Source organism: Stenotrophomonas sp. STEN030, assembly GCF_056759995.1.
In genome coordinates, this window is sequence record NZ_JBRREB010000053.1 from 1 (window position 1) to 26,765 (window position 26,765).

General features: G+C 59.5%; 25 protein-coding genes. 18 read left to right on the top strand and 7 right to left on the bottom strand.

Translation table 11 applies throughout. The features are described from left to right. Positions 1-244: 244 nt before the first annotated feature. A complete protein-coding gene (locus ACVOLR_RS16315) occupies positions 245-1,906 on the top strand; it encodes a glycoside hydrolase family 43 protein (RefSeq protein ID WP_481537371.1) in 1,662 nt (553 codons plus the stop codon). Between the two features lie 130 nt (positions 1,907-2,036). On the opposite strand, the gene namA is transcribed toward ACVOLR_RS16315, so the two are convergent. After that, positions 2,037-3,098, bottom strand: coding sequence for an NADPH dehydrogenase NamA (gene namA / locus ACVOLR_RS16320; RefSeq protein ID WP_481537372.1), 1,062 nt, complete (start codon positions 3,096-3,098; stop codon positions 2,037-2,039). Positions 3,099-3,229: 131 nt separating this feature from the next. Here namA and ACVOLR_RS16325 point away from each other — a divergent pair, with 131 nt between their 5' ends. Then, a complete protein-coding gene (locus tag ACVOLR_RS16325) occupies positions 3,230-3,589 on the top strand; it encodes a winged helix-turn-helix transcriptional regulator (RefSeq protein WP_481537373.1) in 360 nt (119 codons plus the stop codon). 426 nt (positions 3,590-4,015) lie between these two features. Here ACVOLR_RS16325 and ACVOLR_RS16330 read toward each other — a convergent pair whose 3' ends face one another. The 4 genes from ACVOLR_RS16330 to ACVOLR_RS16345 form a co-directional block, all read right to left on the bottom strand. Next, a complete protein-coding gene (locus ACVOLR_RS16330) occupies positions 4,016-5,374 on the bottom strand; it encodes an aminotransferase-like domain-containing protein (protein ID WP_481537374.1) in 1,359 nt (452 codons plus the stop codon). Between the two features lie 198 nt (positions 5,375-5,572). Then, positions 5,573-6,139 carry a DUF6436 domain-containing protein gene (locus ACVOLR_RS16335; RefSeq protein WP_481537375.1) on the bottom strand — a complete coding sequence of 189 codons (567 nt, stop codon included), beginning with the start codon at positions 6,137-6,139 and terminating at the stop codon, positions 5,573-5,575. Between the two features lie 35 nt (positions 6,140-6,174). Further along, positions 6,175-6,459: a hypothetical protein gene (locus ACVOLR_RS16340; protein ID WP_481512393.1), complete on the bottom strand. Its 285-nt coding sequence runs from the start codon at positions 6,457-6,459 to the stop codon at positions 6,175-6,177. 48 nt (positions 6,460-6,507) lie between these two features. After that, positions 6,508-7,920 (bottom strand): aminotransferase-like domain-containing protein, encoded by a 1,413-nt coding sequence (locus ACVOLR_RS16345; RefSeq protein WP_481537376.1) that lies wholly within the window; start codon positions 7,918-7,920, stop codon positions 6,508-6,510. Positions 7,921-8,102: 182 nt separating this feature from the next. On the opposite strand from ACVOLR_RS16345, the gene cyoA reads away from it, so the two are divergent. The 5 genes from cyoA (at position 8,103) to ACVOLR_RS16370 (ending at position 12,701) form a co-directional block, all read left to right on the top strand. After that, positions 8,103-9,002, top strand: coding sequence for a ubiquinol oxidase subunit II (gene cyoA / locus ACVOLR_RS16350; RefSeq protein ID WP_481537377.1), 900 nt, complete (start codon positions 8,103-8,105; stop codon positions 9,000-9,002). Between the two features lie 5 nt (positions 9,003-9,007). Then, entirely contained in the window at positions 9,008-10,990 is a 1,983-nt protein-coding gene (gene cyoB / locus ACVOLR_RS16355) for a cytochrome o ubiquinol oxidase subunit I (RefSeq protein WP_481509154.1), read from the top strand. After that, positions 10,987-11,616 (top strand): cytochrome o ubiquinol oxidase subunit III, encoded by a 630-nt coding sequence (cyoC, locus tag ACVOLR_RS16360; protein ID WP_481537378.1) that lies wholly within the window; start codon positions 10,987-10,989, stop codon positions 11,614-11,616. Before cyoB ends, cyoC begins: the two co-directional genes overlap by 4 nt. A 2-nt stretch (positions 11,617-11,618) precedes the next feature. After that, positions 11,619-11,951: a cytochrome o ubiquinol oxidase subunit IV gene (gene cyoD / locus ACVOLR_RS16365; protein WP_057627619.1), complete on the top strand. Its 333-nt coding sequence runs from the start codon at positions 11,619-11,621 to the stop codon at positions 11,949-11,951. Between the two features lie 75 nt (positions 11,952-12,026). Continuing rightward, positions 12,027-12,701 carry an SCO family protein gene (locus tag ACVOLR_RS16370; protein WP_481537379.1) on the top strand — a complete coding sequence of 225 codons (675 nt, stop codon included), beginning with the start codon at positions 12,027-12,029 and terminating at the stop codon, positions 12,699-12,701. A gap of 128 nt (positions 12,702-12,829) precedes the next feature. Here ACVOLR_RS16370 and ACVOLR_RS16375 read toward each other — a convergent pair whose 3' ends face one another. Continuing rightward, entirely contained in the window at positions 12,830-14,197 is a 1,368-nt protein-coding gene (locus ACVOLR_RS16375) for an alpha/beta fold hydrolase (RefSeq protein ID WP_481537380.1), read from the bottom strand. Positions 14,198-14,464: 267 nt separating this feature from the next. Between ACVOLR_RS16375 and ACVOLR_RS16380 the strand changes: the two genes are divergently transcribed. The 7 genes from ACVOLR_RS16380 to ACVOLR_RS16410 all read left to right on the top strand — a co-directional run bounded on the left by ACVOLR_RS16380 (position 14,465) and on the right by ACVOLR_RS16410 (position 21,305). After that, the gene (locus tag ACVOLR_RS16380) at positions 14,465-14,791 is read left to right on the top strand and encodes a DUF2834 domain-containing protein (RefSeq protein ID WP_481537381.1); all 327 of its coding nucleotides are present in this window, start codon (positions 14,465-14,467) and stop codon (positions 14,789-14,791) included. 368 nt (positions 14,792-15,159) lie between these two features. Then, positions 15,160-15,831: a DUF4145 domain-containing protein gene (locus tag ACVOLR_RS16385; RefSeq protein ID WP_481537382.1), complete on the top strand. Its 672-nt coding sequence runs from the start codon at positions 15,160-15,162 to the stop codon at positions 15,829-15,831. Between the two features lie 84 nt (positions 15,832-15,915). Beyond that, a complete protein-coding gene (locus ACVOLR_RS16390; RefSeq protein ID WP_481537383.1) occupies positions 15,916-16,416 on the top strand; it encodes a restriction endonuclease in 501 nt (166 codons plus the stop codon). Positions 16,417-16,596: 180 nt separating this feature from the next. Further along, positions 16,597-17,292: a hypothetical protein gene (locus ACVOLR_RS16395; RefSeq protein WP_481537384.1), complete on the top strand. Its 696-nt coding sequence runs from the start codon at positions 16,597-16,599 to the stop codon at positions 17,290-17,292. Positions 17,293-17,589: 297 nt separating this feature from the next. Continuing rightward, positions 17,590-18,213 carry a Cap15 family cyclic dinucleotide receptor domain-containing protein gene (locus tag ACVOLR_RS16400; RefSeq protein WP_481537385.1) on the top strand — a complete coding sequence of 208 codons (624 nt, stop codon included), beginning with the start codon at positions 17,590-17,592 and terminating at the stop codon, positions 18,211-18,213. After that, on the top strand, positions 18,213-19,328 hold the full coding sequence (locus ACVOLR_RS16405) for a nucleotidyltransferase family protein (RefSeq protein ID WP_481537386.1): 1,116 nt from the start codon (positions 18,213-18,215) through the stop codon (positions 19,326-19,328). The genes ACVOLR_RS16400 and ACVOLR_RS16405 overlap by 1 nt, the downstream gene beginning before the upstream one ends. A gap of 228 nt (positions 19,329-19,556) precedes the next feature. Next, entirely contained in the window at positions 19,557-21,305 is a 1,749-nt protein-coding gene (locus tag ACVOLR_RS16410) for a diadenylate cyclase (RefSeq protein WP_481537387.1), read from the top strand. Between the two features lie 177 nt (positions 21,306-21,482). On the opposite strand, the gene ACVOLR_RS16415 is transcribed toward ACVOLR_RS16410, so the two are convergent. After that, positions 21,483-22,433 carry a GlxA family transcriptional regulator gene (locus tag ACVOLR_RS16415; protein WP_481537388.1) on the bottom strand — a complete coding sequence of 317 codons (951 nt, stop codon included), beginning with the start codon at positions 22,431-22,433 and terminating at the stop codon, positions 21,483-21,485. Between the two features lie 128 nt (positions 22,434-22,561). Between ACVOLR_RS16415 and ACVOLR_RS16420 the strand changes: the two genes are divergently transcribed. The 4 genes from ACVOLR_RS16420 to ACVOLR_RS16435 all read left to right on the top strand — a co-directional run bounded on the left by ACVOLR_RS16420 (position 22,562) and on the right by ACVOLR_RS16435 (position 26,604). Continuing rightward, complete coding sequence (locus tag ACVOLR_RS16420; RefSeq protein WP_481537389.1) at positions 22,562-23,110, top strand: cysteine hydrolase family protein; 549 nt, start codon at positions 22,562-22,564, stop codon at positions 23,108-23,110. A 159-nt stretch (positions 23,111-23,269) separates the two neighbouring features. Next, positions 23,270-25,114, top strand: coding sequence for a PAAR domain-containing protein (locus ACVOLR_RS16425; RefSeq protein WP_481537390.1), 1,845 nt, complete (start codon positions 23,270-23,272; stop codon positions 25,112-25,114). Next, positions 25,114-25,794: a GAD-like domain-containing protein gene (locus tag ACVOLR_RS16430; RefSeq protein WP_481537391.1), complete on the top strand. Its 681-nt coding sequence runs from the start codon at positions 25,114-25,116 to the stop codon at positions 25,792-25,794. Before ACVOLR_RS16425 ends, ACVOLR_RS16430 begins: the two co-directional genes overlap by 1 nt. A 123-nt stretch (positions 25,795-25,917) precedes the next feature. Continuing rightward, positions 25,918-26,604, top strand: coding sequence for a GAD-like domain-containing protein (locus tag ACVOLR_RS16435; protein WP_481537392.1), 687 nt, complete (start codon positions 25,918-25,920; stop codon positions 26,602-26,604). Positions 26,605-26,765: the final 161 nt, after the last annotated feature.

The window sequence follows — 26,765 nt, forward strand, 5'->3', positions numbered from 1 at the left end:
ACATATGGGTTGGCAATCGCAGTTTTTTGTGTGTGATCGGAGCAACGCCGCCTGCGGCCGATGGCCGCCCCGCTACCGCAAAGAAGCGAGAAGCGGGGGGCGCCCCCCCCCCCACCCCCCCCCCCCACCCCGGGTTGGACCCTAGCACGGCCAGCCGACCCGACGACCCGCCGACACCGCGCCACCAACGCTGCCGGTAACTGCTAGATTCCAAGGCTTACTCCAAGCTTGGACAAAGCCGCCGATGCGTAGCCGCCTGCTGTGGATGTTGCTCTGCCTGCTGGCACCGGCCAGCAATGCCGAAGTGCTGGTGCATTCAATCAGCTACCAGGGCAACGACCGGCACGCGCCATTGGCGGCCGGAAACTACCGCAATCCGATACTGCCCGGCTTTTACCCGGACCCATCGATCGTTCGCGCCGGCGATGACTTCTACCTGGTCAACTCCACGTTCGGCTACTTCCCCGGACTGCCGATTCACCACAGCCGCGACCTGGTGAACTGGACACAGATCGGCAACGCCATCGATCGCCCCAGCCAGATCAACTACGGCAAGGACGAGCTCACCCGCGGCCTGTTCGCTGCCTCCATCAGCCACAAAGACGGCCGGTTCTACATCGTCAACACCTGCTTCTACTGCGACGGTGGCAACTTCCTGATCCACGCCGACAATCCTGCCGGGCCATGGTCCGATCCAGTCTGGCTGCAGGTGAGCGGCATCGATCCATCCCTGTTCTTCGACGGCGACGGCAGCGTCTGGGTGGTGCACAACGATGTGCCCAATGGCGAGCTCCGCTACGACGGCCATCGCGCGATCTGGCTGCAGCAGATTGATCTTGCCAGCGGCAAGGCCATTGCTGAGCGGCGATTGCTGGTGGATGGCGGCGCAGACCCGGCCAGCAAGCCAGAGCACATCGAGGGCCCGCATATCTTCAAGCACGACGGCTGGTATTACCTGACCGCAGCAGAAGGCGGCACCGGCGAACAGCATGCGCAGATGATCTGGCGCAGCCGCAGCCTGACGGGTCCGTATCAGGCAGGCCCCAACAATCCGGTGTTGACCCAGCGCGACCTCGATCCCAAGCGCGCCAGCCCAGTCACCTCGGCCGGACATGCGCAGTTCGTGCAGTTGGCCGACGGCAGCTGGTGGGCGGTATTCCTCGCCACCCGCCCCTACCGTGGCAATCAATACAATCTCGGCCGCGAAACCTTCCTGCTGCCGGTGCAATGGCGCGACGGCTGGCCGCAGGTGCTGCCGCGTGGAGCAGATGTACCACTGCAGCTGCCACGCCCGCAGCTAGCGGATGCACCTTCGCCAGTCACCGACAGCGCCGTGTCCAGTTGGACGGAGAACTTCAGTGACGCGAAGTTGCCGCCGCAATGGCTTACGTTGCATCCGCCAAAGAGCGCTTGGTTTAGCACGGGCGCTGGCGGTTTGAAACTACAAGCAGGCATGACGCCGTTGGGCACTGAGGGTGCGGAAGAACAGACCCACTATCTGGGCCATCGCCTGCAGCATCACCGCGCAACATTGGACATGCAGTTGTCTGCAGCATCGGTGGCTGATGGAGAGTTGGCGGGATTGGCCTTGCTGCAGAACGAGCGCTATCACTATGTGCTGGGCATTGAAGCCAGCAAGGGTGTGCGCCGGGTAGTTCTGTATCTGCGTGCTGGCAGGGATTCCCCGGAGACAGGAACGCTGTTGGCGCAGAAGGAGCTTAGCGGTGCTGGCGATAATACGGGCCTGCGATTCACCCTGGATGGAGCACGTGCGCAGGCATGGTTCTCACCACAGCCAGGGCAATGGCAACGTGTTGGCGAAGCGCTGGATGCGAGCTTGCTCAGTACCGACACCGCAGGTGGATTCATCGGCAGTACGTTCGGTGCGTATACGTTGAAGCGCTGACCCAATGCACCGCCTCCTCTGCGGGAGCGGTGCACTGTTCTGCGGGAGCGACGTCAGCCGCGAAGCCGATGGCAACAACACCAACCCAGTACCGGGTTACAGGCGACTACCGGTGTGCATGCTTCGCGCCTTACGCCACTCCAACAGATTCATCGTTCGCGGTATCCAGCCATACCGAGCCGTAGCGCGTGTACTGCACTGGCGTCGCAATATGTTCGGCCAGTTCATCGGCCGCCGCACGTACCCAGAACGGCTCGCGCAGCAGCTGCCGACCTACGAAAACAAGATCTGCACTGCCCACCTGCAGAATGGACTCAGCCTGCTTCGCGCTCTTGATCAATCCCACCGCACCGGTCGCAATTCCGACTTCACGGCGAATCAATGCCGCCGCCGGCACCTGATACCCGGGATAGCTGTTCACGCGCACCATCTTGATTCCGCCGGAGCTGCAATCCACCAGGTCCACGCCCTGCGCCTTCATCCACGTTGCATATGCAATGAAGGAATCCGGAACATTGCCACCCTCGGCATAATCATTGGTCGACACGCGCACGAACAGCGGGCGATCCCCCCAGTACTTCTTGACCTCGGTGATGATCTCGCCAAGCATCCGATAGCGGCCAGCAGGATCAACCCCATATTCGTCAGTGCGCAGATTTGCCAGCGGCGACAGGAATTCATTGAGCAGATAGCCGTGCGCACCATGAATTTCCAACACGTCAAAACCCGCATCGCTGACCCGCTGCGCCGCGCGACCGAACGCGGCCACCATCTGCGTGATCTCTGCTTTGCTCATGGCACGCGGCACCGGACCGTTCTCAAGGAACGGCACCGCCGACGGCGCCAGCAATTCAACCCCTGGTAAGGCCGAAGCGCGGCCGGCGTGCCCGATCTGCGCGCCGACCTTTGCGCCGAATCCATGCAGCCCAGATACCAGCGACCTCAGACCTTCGACATGGGCATCGCTCCACACACCAAGATCGCCCGGACCGATGCGGCCATCCTTTTCCACCGCCAACGTCTCCGGGAAGATCAGGCCCACCTGGCCAAGCGCACGCGCACCGTAATGCACGCGATGCCAATCAGTGACAAAGCCATCTTCACCGGCCGAGTGCATGCACATCGGCGACATCACAACGCGGTTCCTCAGGGAGAGACCTTTCAGGTCAAACGGGGCGAGCAACATGCTCATGGAGTAGATCCTTGGATGGAAAGCGCGCATGCTATGCCTCACATGCAGCCAACGTAAGTACGCACATTAATGTGCTGTAGGTACATTTTTTATACCTTGCAGAAAGCCAGGCAACAGCAGGATTCGACCCCATGAAAACCGGCGTTCCGCACTCAGCAGAAGGCGCTTACGCCTGCCCAGTGACATTTACCGCCGAGGTCATCGGCGGCAAATGGAATACGCTGCTGATCTTTCATCTCATGAGCGGAACAAAGCGATTCAATGAGCTGCGCCGGATCATCCCTGAAATCACCCAACGCATGCTGACGCTTCAGCTACGTGAGCTTGAAGCCTGGGGTCTGGTGAACCGTCACGTGCATCAGGAAGTTCCGCCCAAGGTGGAGTACTCGCTGACCAAGCTTGGCGAAACCCTGATTCCGCTGGTCAGCGCGATGCGTGATTGGGGATCGATCCATGAGAAGACGCTGCTGAAACAACGCAACAAAGGCTGAGGCGTCAGGACAAAAGAGCACAGCAGCTATCTGCTTCTGCATGAGTGGCGTCAGCTGCGGAATCGATCGTGATCAGGTGGAAGTTCCGTTTTTTTGCCGGTGACGATGGTTCATTTTCTTCGTGGCTTCAGCCGCTGCTGCGGCACTGCTTGCAACGCAACTGCCGAGCATGGCTCGACATCAAGGGTTCATGCCCCTGCCGAAAATCGCAGGCGATACGCGCCTCCCCCCTTCCTTTGCCGCAGGCTAAGGGAGGGTTTTGGAGGGGTGCTGTTCACGGTTGATCTGCAGCTGATGCATCGTCAGCTTCGCGGCTTACGCCGCTCCTACGGCATCGCCTGCAAGGCCTCTGCCGAGCATGGCTCGGCACTGCAGTTGCAGCATCGCTTGTGAGGCCCCTGCCGAGCATGGCTCGGCACTACGGGTTCACGCCGCGTTGCTTGAATCTGGGGCATCTACCAGCTGGTTGATGCGGCGCAAGGCGCTTTGCAGTTGGCGTCTATTACTTGCCTGCCCCAGTGACAGGCGGAAGCCGCGGCTGCGTTGTGCGCCGTCCGGCCTGAATGCCGATGACGGCGAGATAGCCAGACCCTGCAGCTGGGCGGCGCGCACAAAACCTGCATTGGTCCACGGCTCGGGTACGCTACACCACGCATGCAATCCAGCCGCCTGCACGTTCAATGATGGCACCAGCAGGTGTGCAGCCAGCGCGGTGCGCTCGCGTGCTTCCGCCAGTACCTGATTCAACAAGCCATTCGCTGATCCATCCAGCAGCAGTTGGCTCACCAGCGCCATCACCAGCGGGTGGCCCATCAGGCAGATCGACCGCAACGCGGTCGCCAGCGCTTCCGCATGCTGGTCCGAAGGACATCGCACGAATGCCGTGCGCAGACCGGGGCTGATCGCCTTCGACAAGGTTGATACGTAGTACACATGCGCCGGTGCCAACGCCGCAATTGGCGTTGGCTTTTCCACAGCGTGATGCCAATACGGATCATCTTCGATCATCAACAAATCCAGCCCCTGCAGCACACGCGCCAACTCAATCCGACGCTGCGGCGGAATCGTCAACGCGGTCGGGTTGTTGCAGGTGGGGTTGAGGTAAACCACGCGTGCGCCGCTCTGCCGCGAAGCACGCTCTAGCGAATCCGGGCACATCCCCTCTGCATCACCATCAACTGGCAGCAGACGCCGCCCCAGCGACTTGGCTACCTGCAGCAGACCGGGATACACCAGGTGATCGCAGAGAATCACCTCGCCTTCCTGGGTCTGGCTGATCAGAATCGAGGCCAACGCCGACTGCGCGCCCTCTGCGACGACCAAACCAGCATCAGCAACATCGCCCAGCATTGGCTGCAGCCAACTGGTCGCCGCATGCCTGTCGGTTGGGCTGCCGCCGGCGAGGTGATACGTCATCAGGTTGGGCGCATTGCTGCGCGCAAGCACGGCGGCTGCGCCACGTCGCAAGGCATCGTTCAAGGCCAACGCATCCGGTACCGGCGGCACGTTCATGCTCAGGTCCACCGGTTGGCCGAAGGCCGCTTTCGGCGGTGCGATGAAACTGCCTTGTGGTCCACGTGCTTCGATCAGGCCGCGTCGACGTGCTTCATCGAAGGCGCGCGTCACCGTGGTCAGGTCGATGCCGAGTTGCTTGGCCAATGCGCGCTGCGATGGCAGGCGATGGCCGGGCACCAGCTCGCCGGTGTTCATGCTGCGCTCGATGCTGTTGACGATGCGCAGGTAGATCGGGCCGTTGCTGCGCAGCGCGCTGTCCATCCAGTTCATCGCCAAACCCCGCATTTACCGGTAAAAACTGCGACATCCTGTCGCACCATGTATGGACGATGTAGCCGCGTATTGTTTACATCAGCGGCGGGTGCCTGCTCACAACCATCGGTCGGTTGGAGCGGGTGCCCGCTGTTTTTTGTGCGCGGAAAAAACGTCCACTCACGCCGGCGTGCATGCAGGTTCATCAGCAACGGATCAAGGCTTGCTTTGCCAAGGGCAGTAACAGCCCACCGCCAGCAATCCGCGCGGGCGCACGGTTTGTCCAGCGACCAGCTTGTCGAGAATCGGCTCGACAAAACTATTGGCCGAATTGCAGACCATGCCGATGCTGTACGGCCCGGCGTAGGCCAGATGCCCTTGCCGATCCCAGATCGCAACCGCAGGGCTGGCCGGGATATGTTCAGCACCTTCGATCGTCGGCAGTTCGGTCAAACGACCACGCAGATACTCCGGCAGCTCACCGGTCGTTCCCGGGCGGCGCACCGCATAGAAATCGATGTTGGCGCGGCGGTACATGCTGATCAGGTAGCTCAGGTGCGCGCCGGTTTCGCGGTTGCAGACCTTGCAGGCCGGGTCCCAGAAATGCACGACGCGAATGCGTCCATTGGCGCCAGCCAGTTCCGGCGGCAGCTTGAGTTGGGTGTCGTCGAAGACGATGGCCTGCTCGGCGAAGCTGGCCTGTTCACTGAGGCCGAAGTATTGCCACAGCGCTATCGCGATACCGGCCATCAGCACGCAGCCAGCAGCGATCCACAGCCGCATCCCGCGCCTGCGCGGCGGTGCGCCGTTGGGCGGGCTCACGAGGCGGCGTCCGCGCCGAACTTGTGCTCGTACTGTTCCAGCATCTCGGCGCAGGAATCGGCCTGGGCGCGGCGGTAGATCTCGGTGCGTTCCGGCGCGCGGCTGCGTTGCAGGCACTGGTCGATGGCCGCGCGCTCACTGGCCTGCACGTCGGCGGTCTGCGGCCGCGAGCAGACATAGACCAGCGACGCCAGCGCCAGCACCACGAAACCGGCGCAGCCCAGCATGACCAGATGAAACTTCAGCTTGTCCCGACGCACAGCAGCTACCCGCATATCCATACAAGATATGCAATGTATCACTTTTGTATGGATATGACCGGAGGCCGGTTAAACGATGGCCTGTGTCCGCGTCTCAGGCGCAGCCGAGATGACCTCGGTCAGCTTGGTCAACGCCGCCGCCAGGCTGTGCTGGTCCACCGCCCCGCCCAGCGACAGACGGATGGCATTGCCGGCCTGCTCCTCGATGCTGAAGGACTCCGAGCTGGCGATGCCCAGGCCCTGCGCCTGCGCGGCCTGGATCAGCCGGTACTGGTCCAACCGTGGCGGCAACGGCAGCCACACATGCAGGCCGGACGGGTGCGCCTGATACGGCTTGGGCAGGATGCGCGCGGCAATCCGCTGGCGCTGGCGCAGTTCCTGCTGGAAGCGGCGCACCATCTCATCGGCCTGGCCGCTGCGGATCCAATGCGAGGCCACCGCCACCATGGATTGGGTCGGCATCAGCGCGATCGAACGCAGGGCGTCCAGCAGCGGCTCCATAGGCTCGCCCGGCGGCACCACCAGGTAGGCGGTGCGCAGGCCTGGCGCCAGGCACTTGGACAGGGTGGAAACGTAGTAGACCGGGGCGTCCGGGTGGCTATCCACCGCCAGCGGCGGCGCCGCATCGGCGGCCAGCAGCCAGTAGGGATCGTCCTCGACCACCGCCACGCCATGGCGGCGTGCAATCGCCAGAATGGCCGCGCGACGGGCCTGCGACATGGTCGCGGTGGTCGGGTTCTGGATGGTCGGGATCAGGTAGATCAGGGCCGGCTTGCGCTGCTGGCAGGCGGCTTCCAGCGCGTCCGGCAGCATGCCTTCGGCGTCCATGGCGATGGAGACGATGCCCCGCTGCAACACGCGCGCGGCGGCCAGCAGGCCCGGATAGGTGAGCTGTTCGGCGGCGATCAGATCGCCGGCCTGGGTCTTGGCCAGCACCACGGCGCATAGCGCAGCCTGCGCACCGGGGCAGATCACCACCCGCTCGGCGGAGACGCTGCCGAGGATCGGCGCCAGCCATTGCACGGCGGCGGCGCGGTCGTCGCGGGAGCCGGCGCCGACGTGGTAACTCATCAACTCGCCCTGCCCCAGCTGCTGGCTGAGCTGCTGGAAGCCGCGCTCCATGCTCTGCGCGAACGGGCTGCTGCCCAGCAACGGCGGGATGTTCATGCTCAGGTCGACCGAGGTGGCGCTGTTGCCGGCCGACATGGCGATGAAGGTGCCGCCGGCGCCCTGCGCGTCGAGCAGATCGGACTGGCGCAGCTCGGCGTAGGCACGGGTGACCGTGGTCAGGTCCACGCCCATCAACTGGGCCAGATCGCGTTGCGGCGGCAGGCGGTCGCCCGGTTGCAGCACCCCATCGTCCACGGCGTCGCGTACCTGCTGGGCGATCTGCAGGTAGAGCGGACCGCTGCCCTCGGCGAAGGGACGGACCCAGGTCCGGTTCGGTTTTTTCAGGCGTCGGCCTGCGGCTGGCTGCTGCATCGGGTGAACCTTCCCTGCTTTGTACGTGCACCAACCCATACAATGATGTATCTTGTATGGACTTGACTGGATAGGCAATCCTTTTGTAGGCACCGCCGTACGGACAGTGTAGCCGCTCCCGGCCCATGCGCCGGGCATCGGCGGTCCCCGCTCAAGAGCTCCTTCAACAGGGTCGACCTTCAATGAATATCTGCTGGAAACGCATCCGCCCAGCGCTGGCCGCTTTGGCATGCGTGGGCCTGTCTGGCTGCAACTGGGTACTACTGGACTCCAAGGGCGACGTGGGCATTGCCCAGCGCGACCTGATCATCATCTGCATCGCGCTGATGCTGATCGTGGTGATACCGGCCATCGTGCTGACCTTCGTCTTTGCCTGGCGCTACCGCTCCGGCAATACCAAGGCCAAGTACATGCCCGATTGGGCGCACTCCACCAAGGTGGAAATCGTGGTCTGGGGCGTGCCCCTGATCATCGTCGCCGTGCTGGCGGTAATCGTGTGGAAATCCACGCACGAGCTTGACCCTTACAAGCCGCTGGATATTCCCGGCGAGCCGCTGCATGTGGAAGTGATCGCCACCGACTGGAAGTGGGTATTCGTCTACCCGGACCTGGGCATCGCCACGGTCAACCAGCTCAACTTCCCGGCCGGGCAACAGCTGGCCTTCGACATCACCTCCAACTCGACGATGAACACCTTCTTCATCCCGCAGTTGGGTGGGCAGATCTATGCGATGGCCGGCATGCGCACGCAGCTGCATCTGGTGGCCAACGAGCCCGGCAAGTTCGACGGCATGTCGGGCAATTACAGCGGCCATGGCTTCTCCAACATGAAGTTCGTCGCCACCGCGATGAGCCAGCAGCAGTTCGATGACTGGGTTGCGCAGGTGCGGCAGTCGCCGGATCAGCTGAGCTTCGACGAATTCAAGCGCCTGGCCGCGCCCACCCGCAAGGAACCGGTACGCCACTTCGCCAGCGTCGAGCCGCTGCTGTTCAAGAAGGTCATCGACCAGTTCATCGGCGTGGGTGAGAACACCGCGGCCACGTCTGGCCACAACGCAGAACCCAAGGCCTCCCAGGAGTAATGAGCATGTTCGGTAAGTTGACGTGGGACGCCGTGCCGTTGCACGACCCGATCGTCGTGGTGACATTGGCGGGCATGGTGCTTGGTGGCATCGCATTGCTCGCCGCCGTCACCTATTTCAAGTTGTGGGGCGTGCTGTGGCGCGACTGGTTCACCACGGTTGACCACAAGAAGATCGGCATCATGTACATCGTGGTGGCGCTGGTGATGCTGGTACGCGGCTTTGCCGATGCACTGATGATGCGCGCGCAGTTGGCCGCGGCCGGCCCCGGCAGCGATGGCTTCCTGCCACCGGAGCACTACGACCAGATCTTCACCGCGCATGGCGTGATCATGATCTTCTTCGTGGCCACACCGTTCGTGGTGGGTCTGATGAACATCGTGGTGCCGCTGCAGATCGGCGCGCGCGACATGGCCTTCCCCTTCCTCAATGCTTTCAGCTTCTGGATCTTCGTGGTCGGCGCTGCGCTGATGATGATCTCGCTGGGCCTTGGCGAGTTCGCGATGACCGGCTGGGTGGCGTACCCGCCGTTGTCTGGCATCGAGTTCAGTCCAGGGGTAGGTGTTGATTACTACATCTGGGCATTGCAGGCCTCCGGTGTCGGCACATTGCTGACCGGCGTCAACCTGTTCATCACCATCCTGCGCATGCGTGCGCCGGGCATGACCTTGATGAAGATGCCGGTGTTCACCTGGACCGTGCTGGTCACCAGCGTGATCATCATTGCCGCGTTCCCGATCCTGACCGTCGCCCTCGGCGCGCTCACCCTGGACCGCTACCTGGACTTCAACTTCTACACCAATGACCTGGGTGGCAACCCGATGATGTACGTCAACCTGGTGTGGGCCTGGGGCCACCCGGAGGTGTACATCCTGGTATTGCCGGCGTTCGGTATCTTCTCCGAGATCACCGCCACGTTCTCGCGCAAGAAGCTGTTCGGCTACAAGTCGATGGTGGGTGCAACGCTGGCGATCGGCATCCTGTCGTTCGTGGTGTGGTTGCACCACTTCTTCACCATGGGCTCCGGTGCCAGCGTCAATGCCTTCTTCGGCATCATGACGATGATCATCGCGATCCCGACCGGCGTGAAAATCTTCACATGGTTGTTCACCATGTACGGCGGCCGCGTCGAGTTCAGCGTGCCGATGCTGTGGACCATCGCCTTCCTGGTCACCTTCACCATCGGCGGCATGACCGGCGTGCTGCTGGCCATCCCGGGCGCGGACTTCCTGCTGCACAACAGCCTGTTCCTGGTGGCCCACTTCCACAACACCATCATCGGTGGCGCGCTGTTCGGCTACCTGGCTGGCTTCGTCTACTGGTTCCCGAAGGTGTTCGGCTTCACCCTCAACGAGCGCCTGGGCAAGTGGTCGTTCGCCTGCTGGATCATCGGTTTCTACCTGGCCTTCATGCCGCTGTACATGCTGGGCTTCATGGGCATGACCCGGCGCATGAACCAGTACGACAACCCGGCGTGGACGCCCTACCTGATTGCTGCCTTTGTCGGTGCGCTGTTCGTGCTCGCAGGCATCGTGCTGATGCTGGTGCAGATCTACGTCAGCGTCCGCGACCGCAAGCAGAACCAGGACATCACCGGCGACCCGTGGAATGCGCGCACGCTGGAATGGCAGACGCCTTCGCCGCCGCCGTTCTACAACTTCGCCGTGGTGCCCAAGGCCGACACCCTGGACGCTTTCCACGAAGCCAAGAAGCAAGGCCTGCCCAAGCCGCCCAAGCACTACGCGCCGATCCACATGCCGCGTAACACCGGTGTGCCGCTGATCCTCAACATCTGGATCCTGGCGCTGTGCTTCGCCTTGATCTGGCACATCTGGTGGCTGGCCGGTGCGAGCTTCGTGGCGATGATCGTCACCCTGATCGTGCGCTCCTACGACGAAGATGTGGATTACTACGTCAGCGCCGAAGAAGTGGCCGCCATCGAGAACCAACACCAGAACAAGCTCAAGCAGCACAGGGTGATTGCATGAACATCATGTCCAACGTCGGCGTAGACAACGCACAGGCGGCCGAGCACAGCCATGACGACCATGGCCACGACCAGGGCGGCATGAAGGTCTTCGGCATGTGGGTCTACCTCATGTCCGACCTGGTGCTGTTCGGCTCGCTGTTCGCCTCCTACGCGGTGCTCAGCAACGCGTATGCAGGCGGCCCGACCGGTGCGGAGCTGTTCTCGCTGCCGTTCGTGCTGGTGGAGACCTTCCTGCTGCTGGTGTCCAGCATCACTTACGGCCAGGCCGTACTGGCGATGCACCGCCAGGACAAGCGCGCAGTGCTCACCTGGCTGGGCGTGACCTTCGCACTCGGTGCCGGCTTCATCGGCATGGAAGTGTATGAGTTCAACCACCTCATCCACATTGGCGCCGGCCCCACCACCAGCGCCTACCTGTCCGCGTTCTTCGCGCTGGTTGGCACGCACGGCCTGCACGTGGCCAGCGGCCTGATCTGGATGGCGGTGGTGATGCACCAGGTGAAGCGTCGCGGGCTCACCCCGACCAACGTCACCCGCATCTCCTGCCTGAGCCTGTTCTGGCACTTCCTGGACCTGGTCTGGATCTGCGTCTTCACCTTTGTCTATCTGATTGGAGTGTTCTGAACATGTCCGACAACGACACCTCCCGCGCCGGCAGCGGACATGGCTCCACCAAGTCCTACCTGATCGGCTTCGTGATCTGCGCCGTGCTCACCGTCATCCCCTTCATGCTGGTGATGAACCCGACGCTGTCGCGGCCACTGACGATGGCCTTGCTGGTCGGCTTCGCCGTCGTGCAGATCATCGTGCAGCTGGTGTACTTCCTGCACATGAACCGCTCCTCGGAGGGCGGCTGGAACCTGGCCAGTTTTGTTTTCACCCTGGTCATTCTTTTCATCGTGGTAGCGCTCTCCATCTGGATCATCTGGAGCATGCACTTCCACATGATGGTCAACTGACGCACGCAACGGGCCGGCACACCATGCCGGCCCGTCGCATGCAGTTCGGCTGTCCGTCCTTCATCGACCATAGCCATGTCCCGCACCAACACCCCCGCCACCGGCCTCGCCGCACTGGCCCGCAAACTGCATCTGTCCACCATCGCGATAAGCGCCGCCACCCTGCTGCTGGTCGCCTGCGCCGCAAAACCAAAAGTGGATTTCTACGGCAAGGACATCGCCTGCGAAGCACTCGGCCAGCAATGGACGATGCCCGACAGCACAGGCGTAAGCCGCAGCCCAGCCGACCTCAACGGCAAAGTGACGTATTTGTTCTTCGGCTTCACCAGCTGCCCGGACGTCTGCCCCACCACCATGGTGGAGTTGAACCGCGTAAAGCACCTGATGGGCTCGGACGCCGACAAACTGCAGGTGATCTTCGTCACCGTGGACCCGGCCCGCGACACCCCAGCCGTTGCCGAGACTTATGTGAAAGCGTTTGACCCGACTGCGACAGCGCTGGTGGGTGACGATGCGCAACTGGCCGCAATGGCAGCATCGTTCAAAGCTTTCTACGACCGCGAAGAAGGCAAGCACCCCGGCGCCTATTCGATGAGCCACACCGCAGGCGGCTACGTATTCGATCGCCAAGGACGGCTGCGCCTGTTCGCGCCCTACGGTATGCCGGTGGAGCAGCTGTTCTCGGATGTGCAGCGACTAACGCTGGAGCCAACACGCCCCAACCCAGCAATCTGTGACACAACCGGATAGCCCCAAACCCACGCGATCCAAGCCCCTCTCCCGCCCGCGGGAGAGGGGTTGGGGTGAGGGCAGAACAAAACCCTCAAACTCAAACCTCCAAAACCCCAACCAAACTCAGCTGTGAGAACCAAAACCCCTCACCGCTCAACACACCCACCACCAACCTCCCCCCCCGCAACAAACGCCCCAACAGCCTCAACAAAACACCCAGGCGCAAAGTAAGACAGCAAATGCGCCCCACCCTCCACCGTACTGAAGCTCACCTCCCCAGCCTTCCCCAGCACAGCCGCATGCTTCACCGCCCCCGCATACGCCGTATTCGGATCCAGCGTCCCATGCACAACCAAGGTCCTCGGTAGCACCCCAGGCGACTCCCCAAACCAGGCATCCTTCGCATAAGCAGGCACAGGCGCCCCGACCAGAAACCCCGGGATCGCACTGACAAACAAGGCCCCAGCAGCCTCCTGCTCCACCAGCTCGCGGGTAAGCCCCGGCCGCGCATTGTTCTCCGACGCCGAGATCAACATCACCAGCGGCAACGAAGGCTGATTGTTACCGCCCTGCCCCATCCCCGCCATCGCCGTCTTCAGCTCCGCCACCGTCGCCAGCAACGCGGACGTATCGTCCACCGCCAGCCCATCCACGACGTCCGGAATACGCGCACGCAGCGCCGGGAAGTTCAGCAGCGAGCCCAGCAACCGGCGCAGATCACCACCCGGCACCTCGTCCTTCCACGGCGCCGTCGGCGCAGCGGCCAGCACACGCTGATAGACCGCCACCTTCTGCTCGCCCAGCACCGCACGCCCCACCGCATCCACCAGCGCCGTGCGCCGGCTCAGATCCCACTGCTCGGTGGTCTCCAGCGGCACCAGCCCGTCCAGGATCAAACCGTCCAGCGGCATCGGCGCCACCTGCAGCGCACGCAAGGCCAGCTGCGTGCCATACGACACCCCGTACAGATAGATCGGCCCATTGCCGCGATAGCGCGACATCAGCAGCGCAAGATCCTGCGCCGCCTCGGTCACCGAGAACGCCTGCGTGCGCGCCGCATCCGCATACATCGCACCAATACAGCCACCCCACTCGTCGCCGGCCAGCGCAACGCCATCGGCGCTGTCTGCCGCCTCCTGCACCGGGCAGATGCGCTCCGACCGGCCCACGCCACGGTGGTCCGGAATCACCAGGTCATAATCGGGAAATGCACGCCGGAAGGTCGCAACCACCGGATACAAGGACGCCCCGGACTCACCAGGCCCACCGGCCAACAGCCAAACCTCCCCGCGCCGCTCCACCGTCTCCGCAGGAAACCACCGCGCGAACAGCTTCAGCGAACCATCGCCCGGCGATTCATGCCGCAGCGGAACGTGGGTGGTGACACAAAGGCTGCCTTTCAGCGCAGGGGACGAATCCGCATCAGCGCACGCCACCGGCGCCTCGAAAGCCAGCTCCGCGCGCGCGGGAAGCGCTGCATGTAGTGCAGCCGCAAGAACAACAGATCGAAACATCGACTTTCATCCCCTGATGAGCAGGCGACAGGATGCCAGTGAGTTGGGGTGGCGGGAATGTCCATCGGTAATGGTTGATTGCGGGCTGAGCACGCCTATGTGCTGCCTGGTGTCGCTGAACTCTTACGGGCATCGGAAATAATTGCGGACTGGCCTTCCTTGATCGCGCTAAAACTCCCGACCTCGCTGGCCGACAAGGCCCAAGATTCCTTGGTCCAAGCGATAATCCACGCCAGAGACGCCCAACCGAATCAGCCGGAGAGCAACATGCGGTTTGTTTACCTACTTCTCTGCATCGCAGGCACCGCCCTGCCCCTTGCCCAGTTTGTGCCATGGCTATCCGCCAACGGCCTCAATGTGCCGCTGCTGTTCCAGCAGGCGACTTCCAGCAACATTGCAGCTTTTGCTTGGGCGGATGTCCTCATTTCGGGGCTTGCGACCATCTCACTCATTTGTTCCGAAGGAGGTAGGCTGGGGATGCGTCGCTTGTGGTTTCCGCTGTCCAGTATCGTGATTGGTCCGTCCCTGGCACTACCTCTTTTTCTTTATCTCAGAGAATTGCATCTCGCAGAAATGAAGAAAGAGACCTTATAGCGCGATAGCCGGAGATTAGCGCTGCAACCACCAGCCCAACTCATTGAACCATTCGGTTGGACTACAAATGTTCTCGAAAGCACATGGCGGGCGTCGAATCCAAAAACAAGACAGGAAGCATGCGGAAACGTAAGAGCACCTTGTAGCAACGCACTCAGACCAATGTCTGCTTCCGACCCATAGCGGCCATTGGTGCGGCCCCGAGCCTAGCGCTGGGTCAGGTCATACATTGGCTTGTTAGCCGGACCCAGCCGCCCTAAGATCGGGCTGAATCAAGGGGAAAGCCCGCCTACGGTGCTTTGTGGATACGTCGTATAACCGGACCCATGGGTCCGTCTATTAGGTAGTTAGCACTCAAGGGGACAGTCGTGGCATCTACATCAAAGGAAGAGCTGAACAGTTCGGTGGGAACAGAGATTCTTGTTCCATGCATCAAGTGCTCAGGAAGGACCGCGCACGACGTTGTTGCCTCTGTGGATCAATCTGGCTATGCGGAAGAAGTCGACATTAGCTGGGATGAGAAACACCAAATTATTCGGTGCAAAGGATGCAAAACACTCTCATTTAGAAGCATGTCGTCAAACTCTGAAGATTACTACCAGGTTGGCGAAAATGAGTGGGAGCATGACATAAACGAAAAGCTCTACCCTTCGCGCATCGAGGGCATGAAAGATCTAGGGCATGACGTTGTTTACTTGCCATCTGATTTGCGGAGGGTCTATGCCGAGACCACTCAAGCACTTAACAATGACTCTCCTGTGCTAGCCGGTATCGGTCTTAGGGCGCTAGTCGAAACCGTGTGCAAAGAAAAGAGTGCACTGGGGAAAGATCTTTACGAAAAGATCAACGATCTTGCAGCTAAGCACGTGCTAACCCCATCTGGGGCCGAAATTCTGCACAAGGTCAGAACACTAGGGAACAAGGCGGCTCATGAGGTAAAGCCTCACACGCCAAGACAGCTTTCACTCGCAATGAGTGTAGTTGAGCACATGCTCAAAGATGTCTACATTCTTCCCAGGCTCGTGGAGAACGAGTTCTAGTTCACGAGTGCTAACAATTCATTCAAGCCGACGCTACTACGCGGCACGATTTAACTCAGGCGTTAGCCCTAAAGGAACCAACCGATGTCTGACAAACAGTGGAAAACCTACGAAGAAGTTGCCACATATCTACTCAACAAATTCGCAAGTCACTTTGGAGTTGGGCGGGTAGAAGGGAAGCAGTTAGTGCCTGGCATCAGCGGAACGGAGTGGGAAATCGACGCAAAGGGCTGCTCTGATGATGGGGCTCACTTCATCATTGTCGAATGCAAACGCTACACCAAAAGCGGGGTTAGTCAGGCCATTGCTGCAGGCTTGGCTTGGAGCATCCAAGATTCGGGCGCATCCGGCGGGATTCTCGTAACTCCAATAGGGCTGCAAGAAGGCGCAAAAAAGGTCGCTGCAAAGGCGGGAATTCATGAGGTCTTACTGAAGCAAGACGCTACAACAACGGACTATGTTTTAGAGTTTCTCAACCAGGTCTGCCTTGGTTTCTCTGATACGGTTAATGTGAGTATTGCGGAAAAGTTAACCATTACGGTAAAAGACAATGATGGCAATATCCTCGAAGAAAGGGCCATTTAGGGCTAGCAATTCGTTCAAGCCGACGCCGCTTCGCGGCGCGGCTTAATTCCAGAGTTGAAGGTCCGCTACTGGCCGAAAGAGGGCGTCGCTGAAAGAAGATAAGGGGAATTTGCTGGAAGAAAGTCGCGCGGTACTGTTCCCACATCGACGGATGACCGAAACGTTGGGCGAGGTAAGTAAATGTACGAAAGCACACTTGCGGGCGCGTTCTTTTACCTGTGGGGCGCGCACGATTATCAACAACGCCGCGTTGGCAGGAATGCCATAGTCCTCAATGCTCAAAACCCGTTGGACAATCTACTTGGCGACCTCGTTGGTAAGACCGATTCGGGCCGGTGGTTCCTTGCAGAGTTAAAGAGATTGGAATCCGGATTCCCGCAGGAGCTGATAGCAAAGCCACACAGGGCCAACTTCCTCCAGTGGCTTGCCTCCTCAACGACCGATTCTCAGGTTTCGAGTCGCGCGCACTTTGCCGTGTGGGCACACAATAACAACTTCCGGGTTTCGGAGTACGCAGCAACGGCCGACCCTGCACTCTTTGTGCCAACGTCCACGAACTTGATGCGAGCAGTCGCTATTGGGTTCCGGGATTTTTATGATGAGGTCAACATCAGAACGCGAAGCAAACATCCCGCGTGTTCGCAGATCTTGTCTCATGGGTTGGGCGTGTCTGGCCCTGCCATGATGAATTACATCAAGAATCTGATTCGTCACCACAAAGACTCGATTAATGCGCAGGAAGAGTCTCTGCTGATCTTCGCAAATGTTCCCCCAAGCGGACCAGCGAAATTCTTTTGTGGGAGCAGCTTCAATGGGCTTTGGCTCGAGCTTGAACACATGAGAGATCTGTCAGCGAAGAATCGACCAGCGCCTTAGCGATCGCGCTGACTTTCCGCTCCTAGCCGTATGGCGTCACGGGACCCATAGCGGACGTCAGCTGTCCAGGAAGGGTTAGACGATTCATAACCTGCTCCCTTGGCTGGCAAAGTCTGCGTGGTGCGGCCTAAGCCACACAGACTATGCATTCTTGGGTTGGAAAAGATTCTTGCGCCAATTAGAACTTCTCTTTTATATCAACAATTTAACTCTTCTTGATCTAGCAATCTGCGGCTAGTCTCATTTACTGAGATCATTTCTCACTAAAATGCGAGGAGACACAGTGGGGGAATTCAAATGGATCATGAGTATGTAGTGCTCGGTGGTGTGAACCGAGCCCAGATTGGTAAGTATTTGGCTAGAACGGCCTCCATCGTTTCAGGCCTGTTGGTTTGGGCTCTTCTCCAAGCAGTTGATATTGCCAAGGGCTTGGGTCTCAGCGCGAACTTGCCGCCCGTTGTTCTCTCCTTGCTCGGTGCAGGGACCGTGTATGCAGCTCTCTATCTGATCTTTCGTCGATGGATCTGGCGCGTTCCGGTCGTCATGCGTTGGTTAAAGGTCGCCGATCTTTCGGGCACCTGGGCCTGCGAAGGCCAACCTTTTTCACGCTCCGATTCACTTGCCGTTGATTGGCACGGGACGATGACGATTACGCAAGATTGGGACAAAGTACGCATCCACCTCGATGCCGGCCTGTCAAAGTCCAATAGTGATGTTGCTGGAGTAGCGTGCGACCCGGTCGAAGGGTTTGTTCTGGTGTACAGCTATCGCAATGAGCCAAAAGCTGGACAAACCGAGCTTAGCTCTCATCGTGGCTTTGCAAAGATTGTGTTTGCCAAAGACCTGCGAAGTGGCAGTGGGGACTACTTCACCGGCGATGGCCGCCACTCATCGGGTACCCTCGCCCTCAGGAGGAACTAATGACAAAGAATATTGATGAGCGTATCTCCGCACTGAAATCAAGGCGCCGCGGCGATGATCGGTTGCAGCTTCTAGTGCAAGATGAAGCCGCACTTGCGCAGTACCTGGCGAAGATTGCGCGCCAAGAGCCCTGGGAAACTAAGGCATCTAACAAGCCCCATACGCGCTACGCGCTGGGTGCAATGCAAGAGGTCGACGCAGATTACACGCGAATCAGTACAGAGACGGCCATGCGCGTTGCGAATCAGCTAAAGAAGCGTATTGACGGATTCAGTTTGGAGTTCCGTCTTCAAGGTTCGGTCGCGCTCAACGTGCACATTCGAGGGGTCAGCGATGTCGACCTGCTGACACTGATCACGGACCAGTTCTATAACTATGATACCTACGGCATTCGCGCGCTAGCTGGTGCCTACAATCCTTCCTCCAGAACTTCACTCCAAGAGCTGACCGCGCTCAGAAACGAAGAGGAGCCGGCTCTACGCAAGGCGTTTCCGGCCGCGATTGTCGATACCTCTGGAAGCAAAGCAATCAAAATATCAGGAGGCTCACTTGCTCGATCAGTCGACGTTGTGCCTTCGCATTGGTATGAGACTGCCGCCTATCAAAGGACTGGCGAACTGCATGATCGCGGGGTCATCATCTTGGACAAGAGAGCCAATTCCACACTGACCAATTATCCGTTCAAGCACATCAAAGAAGTATCGGATCGGGACACACTTGCTTTCGGTTCACTTAGGAAGGCTATCCGATTGGTCAAGAACATCAAAGCTGATGCGGATAGCGACATCGCACTGCCCAGTTTTGATCTCGCCGCAGTGATGTTTCATGCCGACATTGCTGCGCTCCGAGCAGGTTACGCTTATGAGCTCGCCATCCTGGCGGAAACTCAGCGCCACCTCGACTACCTCTATCGGAATCCCCAGGACGCCAAGCTATTGGATGTACCCGATGGCACGCGACGTATTTTTGACAGCAAGGAAAAATTTGATGCTTTGCTGATCCTTTCAAATGAACTAGACAAGTTGCTCGAAGCCGTCGCCAACGAAAATAGCTTGGGCCTTCCCGTTAGCAACCACCAAGATCGCCGACAGCTAGTCAATGCACTTCGCTTTTGATTGCGATGCCGCAGTTCCGTCAGTGTTCGTCGGTGTGAGTTCGAATATGTGTGGCTCTATGGTAGCTACCGATGCTTAGCCCGCTCAGTGGGGTATCCATTTCAGTCAGTGCTATTCACCTCGATTACAAATGCAGCCGTGTCAGCGAAGTGGAAGAGATGCGAGGTAGCTTTGAAGGCGCTAGGTGAGGCGATAGAATACATGGTGCTGGACTGAGGAGCGCTGAGTATGGCCCGTCACACGATATCGCTTTTTATGTGGGGCTATCAGCCTCACTTCCGTGCAACTGTCCAGCATGTCGCGTGCGAGGTCCTGAAGTTGCTCGGCGCACCTGTAGAAGCGCAGGTATTGCTGGTTGGCGTGCGCCGGCCAGAGAGCAGTAATATCAATGCTGTCTGTGTGGAGCCTGAAGATGGGCAGTGGCCACTAAGTATCTTCAATGGAGTTGCTGATCGCGTAGAAGACAACTACTCAAATCACCGACTTCAGAAGGTTTTCTACAGTGACGAAGCTAGCATGCGCGACAAGCCGGAATGGATGCGGCGCGATGCGGTTACAGCATCGGTGCGGACGGCACTTGAGCCGTATGATAAAGCTCACGAAGTCATCTCGTTCGTCGGAAGTGCAAGGCCCGTGGAAGACTTCTACGTTGCAACTGCAATTCAAGTTCCGGCCGCCATTTTTCGCAAGTTTCCGCCATTGAAAGAGAACATCCCGAAAGGTGAATTTGATCGGGGCCGTGGTCCACGTAGCCTGATACATGCTGCGATATCGGTCGTATTGGAGGAGGCTAGTGGCGCGCTACAGGAACAAGATCCTGGCCGAAATCTTCTTGGAAAGATGAGGAATGCTGACGAGATTGCACGTCTTTCAGCAAGATCGTTCATGCATTCACCGGGGCGCGCTATATCCTCCCACTATGTGGACTCAGATCTTTTTGAGCGCCTCAACTTGATATCGTCGTTACTCTATGAAGGAGACAGGGGCGTAGGGCGAATACTGCTCGCTGATCCCAATCATTCCGATATAGAGCATTTACTTCTGTTCCGGCATCCAGTTAAGCTAAGCGACTCCCGGTGGACTCGGAAGGTGCTTCAACTGGCCGGACCCGAAGCCGCATTAGTCGCCGATGCGAAGTTCGTGTATGGACTTGGAAGACTACGGCCGTCTCGTGATCCAGACGATGAAACGATCTTCACGGTTGACTTTCTCGATCACTACACCTGGATTCTGCGGTGCGGAGACCGCGTCCTGCTGAGGAGCTCGTACGGAATGCCCGTCCTCCCCAGTGAGCTAGTCGACAAGCGAGCGTTCCTTTTTAACTTGGCCACAATTTTCCAATCCTCAACCGGTGATTCGCGAGAGTATTTCTGGACGCTCTTCAACGCCGCCGCGCATCATGGATTGGGTAGCATGATTGTCGTTGCAGAAGATGCCGAGGCAGAGGCTTCTCGCCTGGAAGTCCAAGGGACTAGGATTGAGCCTACGAAGCTATCTGCAGAGCTTCTGCGCCAAGCCAGCTCCATTGACGGGTCGATCTTGATCGATCCACTCGGTTACTGCCACGCCATTGGCGTAATTCTTGACGGCGTGGCCAATGATCGCTGCTTGCCCTCAAGGGGTTCTCGATTCAACTCGGCAGTTCGCTACGTTCGCTCTCAAAGCGCACGCAGGCTCGCAATCGTTGTGTCAGAGGACCGGACTGTTGATATCGTCCCTGCTATCAGGCCTATACAAAGTCGAAAGGAGATCGAAGACCATGTAAGAGCACTCGCATCTGCCTCAGCTGATAACTATCACGCTTCGATGAACTGGCTCTATGATCGTCGGCTCTTTCTAAGTGCTCAGCAGTGCTCGGAAATCAATAAGTCCCTTGCAATACTCGATGCTCTGCCGCTGGATATGGGGGAGATTCGCTTCTTACGAGACTCCTTCGAAGTTGATCCGGATTTTGATGAAGCGTACGTGCTCGACTGAGCTAGATGCTTCCGGGATACGCAAAAGGCTGTATGTACGGGTTTAGGTCCACTTCTGGAATTCAATGATTTCCGCCCCATCATCCGCTTCCGGCCGAAAGCTGTCGGAGGAGCAAAAGTAGGCTACTGCCAAGAGCATCAAGAATAGAGCAGCGTTTCTCTGCTCACCACTGTTCAATCAAAGCCCACCAAACCGCCTCCGATACTCCCCCGGCGACAACCCCACAATCCGGCTGAACACCTTCCGGAATGAGCCCGGGTCGCTGTAACCCACGTCCCAGGCAATCCGCTCCAGCGGCACGTTACTGGTCTGCAGCATCTCCCGAGCGCGGGCCACGCGTACGCGCTGGCAGTATTCGGTGGCGGTCATGCCGGTGGCCTTCTGGAAGCGGCGCAGGAAGGTGCGCTCTTCCAGCCCTGCACGTTGTGCGAGCTCGGCGGATGCAACCTGCTTGGCGTGGGTGTCGTGCAGCCATTGCTGCACGGCCAGCACTGCGGCGTCGCCGTGCGTCATGCGTGGCGAGAAACTGCTGTAGTAGCGCTGTTGGCGGCCGGGTGGATCGATCAACAGCGTGCGTGCGACATCCAGCATCACCGCGGCGCCGAGGTAACGGTCCACCAGCCGCAGGCCGAGGTCGGTCCAGGCCATGGCGCCGCCTGCGCTGAAGATGTCGCCGCCGTCGATGAGCATCTGGTCCACATCCAGCGTCACGTCCGGAAAGCGTGCGGCCAGCAGTTCGGCGTATTGCCAGTTGGTGGTGATGGTGCGGCCGGCCAAGCGCCCGGTTTCGGCCAGCAGGAATGCGCCGGCGCAGACGGATGCGAGCGTGGTGCCGTCGTCGTGCAATACGCGCAGCCAGCCCAGATAGGGCGCGGCAGCTTCGGTGGAAATAGGCGCCTGCATGCTGGGCGGCAGGATCATTACCTGTGGTGTGCCGCTTGGCGGCTGGCTTGAGCTGTAGACGGCCTGCGGCGCTTGGCCGGGCGCTTCGATGCGCCAATGCGTGACCTGCAGTTCGGGGGCGGCGGGTGCTGCGCGTTCACTGGCGAGCCGGACGGCCAGGGCGAACAGATCAGTCAGGCCGAGCACCGCCGCCAGCTGCGCGCCGGGATACAGCAAGATTCCCACTTGGATGTGACCGTCGGTGCGCATCTGTCGGTACAGCCCTCAAGAATGTCGGTAGCGCCTCTTCGTGGTGGCAGGCCGGTCGCGGAGACTTCTCCCACACCATTCAACCACCCATCAGGGAGCCGTACATGAGCAAGCGCGCCATTATCGTCGTCGATCTTCAGAATGAATACCTTGCCACCGGCAAGCTGCCCTTGGTGGGCATTGACGCCGCCACCGCCAATGCGCTGCGTGTGATTTCCGATGCGCGGACCAAGGGCGTACCGGTACTGCATGTCCGCCATGAATCCGCCAGCAGTGATGCACCGATCTTCGTGCCGGGCTCGGACGGGGTGCGGATCATGGCCGCTGTCGCGCCCATCGGCGATGAGCCGGTGATCGTCAAGAACCACGTCAATTCGTTCCGCGATACCGATCTGAAGCAGCAACTTGAGGCGCGCGGTATCGAGGACGTGGTGGTGATTGGTGCGATGAGCCATATGTGCGTGGATGCAGTGGTGCGTGCGTCGGCCGATATGGGCTATGCGGTCACCGTGCTGCACGACGCCTGCGCTACGCGTGACCTGGCGTTCAACGGCGTTGTGGCGCCGGCTGCGCAGGTGCATGCAGCGATAATGGCGTCGTTTGAGTTTGGGTATGGGCGGGTTGTTGCTACGGATGCGTATCTGGCTGGTTGATGGTCAGCAACAACAGACGAACTAACGCGCAGTGCTTCGTTGTCGAATACCCGGCAACGTGTGCCTTCCCGCTCGATAGATAGGAATCGTCTGGAAAGAAAATTGACCCTGTCCAACCGCCTTTAGACTTGTTACCTGACGTCCAAGGAGGACCGATGGATGGCAAGAACATGGATTGTGGTGGGCGATGCCACCACGGGCGGCGGCAGTGTAATTACCGGCTCGCCTGCAACGGATATTGAAGGCAAGCCGGTCGCACGCATCGGCGACAAAGCCACCTGCCCCACCCTGCACAAGGGCATCTTTCCGATCATCACCGGTGACGCCAGCATCGTCATCGATGGTCAGCCCGTGGCACGCCAAGGCGATAGCCTCGCTTGCGGCTGCCGCCTGTTGGCTGGGAAGCAGAACCTGGTTTACGTGGACCAAGGGGTCTCCTCGGCAAGCGCGGCGGGTCCACTGCCACTTGCGGCAACCAGCGTTCTGCGGGCGACGCCTACATCAGCAAGCAAGAGCTTTGCCCAGGCGTCGGCTCCACAGGCCGAAGACCTGACCCTGCACTACCACTACAACGATCTGGACCAGACACCGGTACGCGGTGCGAGCTATCGGGTGATGCTGGCCGACGACAGTATTCGCTCAGGCAACTTGAACGATGCCGGCAAGGCCGTGCTGGGCAATGTCTCTGTCGGTCCCATCCAGGTGCTCTACCAGCACGATCTGGATGACAGCGACAACGCTGACATCCTCAGCGCAAGGGAGCAGATCAAGCAGGCGCTGGATGCAATCGTTGCACAGACGAGAACGGACTTCGCCGCTGAGTGGACGCAGTGGAACGATTCCGGATACTTCACGCGCGCCGCGCTGAAACTTGGCAACCAAGGTCTCGGCGCAGTTCAAGGCGGGTGGGACTATGTGAGCGGGACGGCTGAGGCCGTCTGGCAGCTGGCGGTTCTCTACTACAAGACCGACGCCGAGCTACGTGAATGGAAGATGCTGTTGCTGACCGGTGACCGCGCTGGCCTTGATCGCAAGATTGCTGAGTACCGCGCTCAAGGCAAGCAGGTCATGGCAGCCGCCAGTGAAATGAAGGAGATGTTCAACCTGCTGATCGATGACCCTGCAATCGTCAGCATGCTGCCCCAGTTCGCCGAGGACTGGTGGGCAGCCATCCCGCCGGATGAAGCCGAAAACCTCAAATCCCGGTTTGGCAGCCAGATTGCCATCGACATGTTGGTTTCGGTGGTGCTTGCAGCCGTCACCATCGAAGCAGGTGGTGCCGGCGGAATAGGCTATGCCGCGGCGAAGGCCGGCACGATGGCCGCCCGCGTCGGCCAGAAACTGTTCATGCTGCTGGAGAAACTTGAGGATGCTTTCAAGGCGCTGACCAAAGCGCTACGCGCTCGCAAACGGCGACAGGCCGACAGCAATCGCCAGCCCGACGCAAAGCGTGAAGTAGTCACAGTAGTGACGCCCAAGCGAATGCCGGAGAAGAAGCTTCCGTGCTTCAGCACGCAAAAGCTACCTGCGGACAAGTACCCTGAGATGGATAGGCAGTTGCAGGGGCAGCAGCAAGGCCTGAACGACATGACCGTGCAGGAGTATCTGGATGGGCGGGCTGCATTTGACCCCAATAACAGGGATCAAAAGGTTGCGAGAGCGGCTCGAAGAGCCTACGCCCGCGATCTCACGTCAGAGAGATCCAAGCATCACACATCTCAGGGCACTCCACCGGTTGAGGCGAGACGGCTGGCCAAAGCAGAGACCGCGGAAACCATGAAGACCCTCAACGCCTTGCACAATCCCGATATGGTCGCTGGTGGAAAGGACATAATTGCGGACTTTGGAGACGGTGAGGTCAACACCACCATTGGCAGGCAGTGGAGCCAGAAGAAGAAGGACGAAGTCTCACGGATACAACAGCTCGACCAAGCCGCCAATGAAGTCCCTCACGCAGAGCGGGCCAGCAGTAAGATGAACGGGAAAATGGAGCGCTGCAAATAATGAGCCCGATACTGGATGAGAGCTTCGACTACTTCTATAACCACGAAGGTTTTGGGCCGCAGATAGACAGCACGCCCGTGCCAGAATCCATCGTGGAGGCATATCGTGGCAAGTTGCCCGACGCACTGCTGGCCTACTGGAAGGCGATGGGCTGGGCTGGCTTTGGTAATGGATTGCTGTGGTTGGTGGACCCGCGCGAATACGCTGACGTTCTCAATGCATGGATACACGCGACCGATTTCTACAGCAAAGATCGGTATCACGTATTCGCCAGGGGAGCATTGGGCGAATTACACGTTTGGGGCGAGCGCACTGGTCCAAGCCTGCATATCAATGCGCCGTACTCAATGATCTTCCCTTCAGACAAGTCTGCTGACATGGCACGAGGTGAAGCCGATCTGTTGCTTCAAACCTGGTTGATCGTGTGTGAAAAGGAAGCGTTCGATATGGAAGACGACGGCGACAAGCCACTCTTTGAGCGCGCCGTAAAGCTGCTCGGCCGCCCAGGTCCGGACGAGATGTTTGGCTTTGTTCCTGCGCTGGCTTTAGGCGGACCATGCCGCTTAGACCACCTGCAAAAGGTCAATGCAGTCGAGCATCTGATGTTCCTGGCGCAGGTCCACCCGCCTCGAGTGATGCTGGACATCGTGAAAGAGGCAAAGACTCGCGGACTTATGTAGAGCCGGCGCGGGCGACTTGGCTGAACTTGCTGGCGCTTCAGCCCATCCCAACTTGACCGTGCCAATTCCTTCGACCGCAGGGCGCCAACCTGAAAGCCGAGGCAACATCACAGCGCACCCCAAATGAAGCCCACGCAATTTCCAGACGATAGGTTCAACTACTTCTACAACAACGAAGGGTTCGGCCCACAGATCGACAGCGAAGCTGTGCCGACCTCAGTCGTTGAAGCCTATCGAGGAAGGCTGCCCGACGCGCTGCTTACCTACTGGGGAAAACTTGGCTGGGGCGGGTACGGCAATGGACTGCTCTGGCTTGTGGATCCCGGGAAATATGCGGGGGTACTGCGCGCCTGGATCCACGGCACCGAGCTGTACAGCAAGGATCGTTATTATGTCTTTGCCTACAGCGCATTCGGCGATATTTATGCTTGGGGAGAGCGCACTGGACAAAGCATCCTTATCAACGCTCCAAGTTCTTGCATTTTCCCAACTGACAGCTCGGAAAAGATTGCGCTGGGGAAAGCCGACTCCATGCTAAGAAGCTGGTTTTCCTCTCGGGACAAGAAACAGCTCGACGAGGAAGACGTGGATAACAAGCCACTCTTCGATCGCGCGGTGAAGCTGCTCGGCCGTCCCGGCCCAGACGAAATGTTTGGCTTTGTGCCCGCGCTGGCCTTAGGAGGGCCGCGGCGCTTGGACCACTTGCGGAAGCTCAATGCGGTAGAGCATCTGATATTCCTTGCGCAGGTCCACCCGCCTCGAGTGATGCTGGACATCGTGAAAGAGGCGAAGGCTCGCGGACTTATGTAGAAGCCTGTCATTGCACGAGAGCACGTCGCCGGTGCAGAGCGCGTCAGCCTAACTGTTCGGGCGCGCTGAGCAGTTCTGACAATGGCGTTCAGGTGCGTTCGTCTGGTACAACGCGGCACGGCGTTGCGGAGCAACGCTGGCCCGAACTACTGGACTTACAC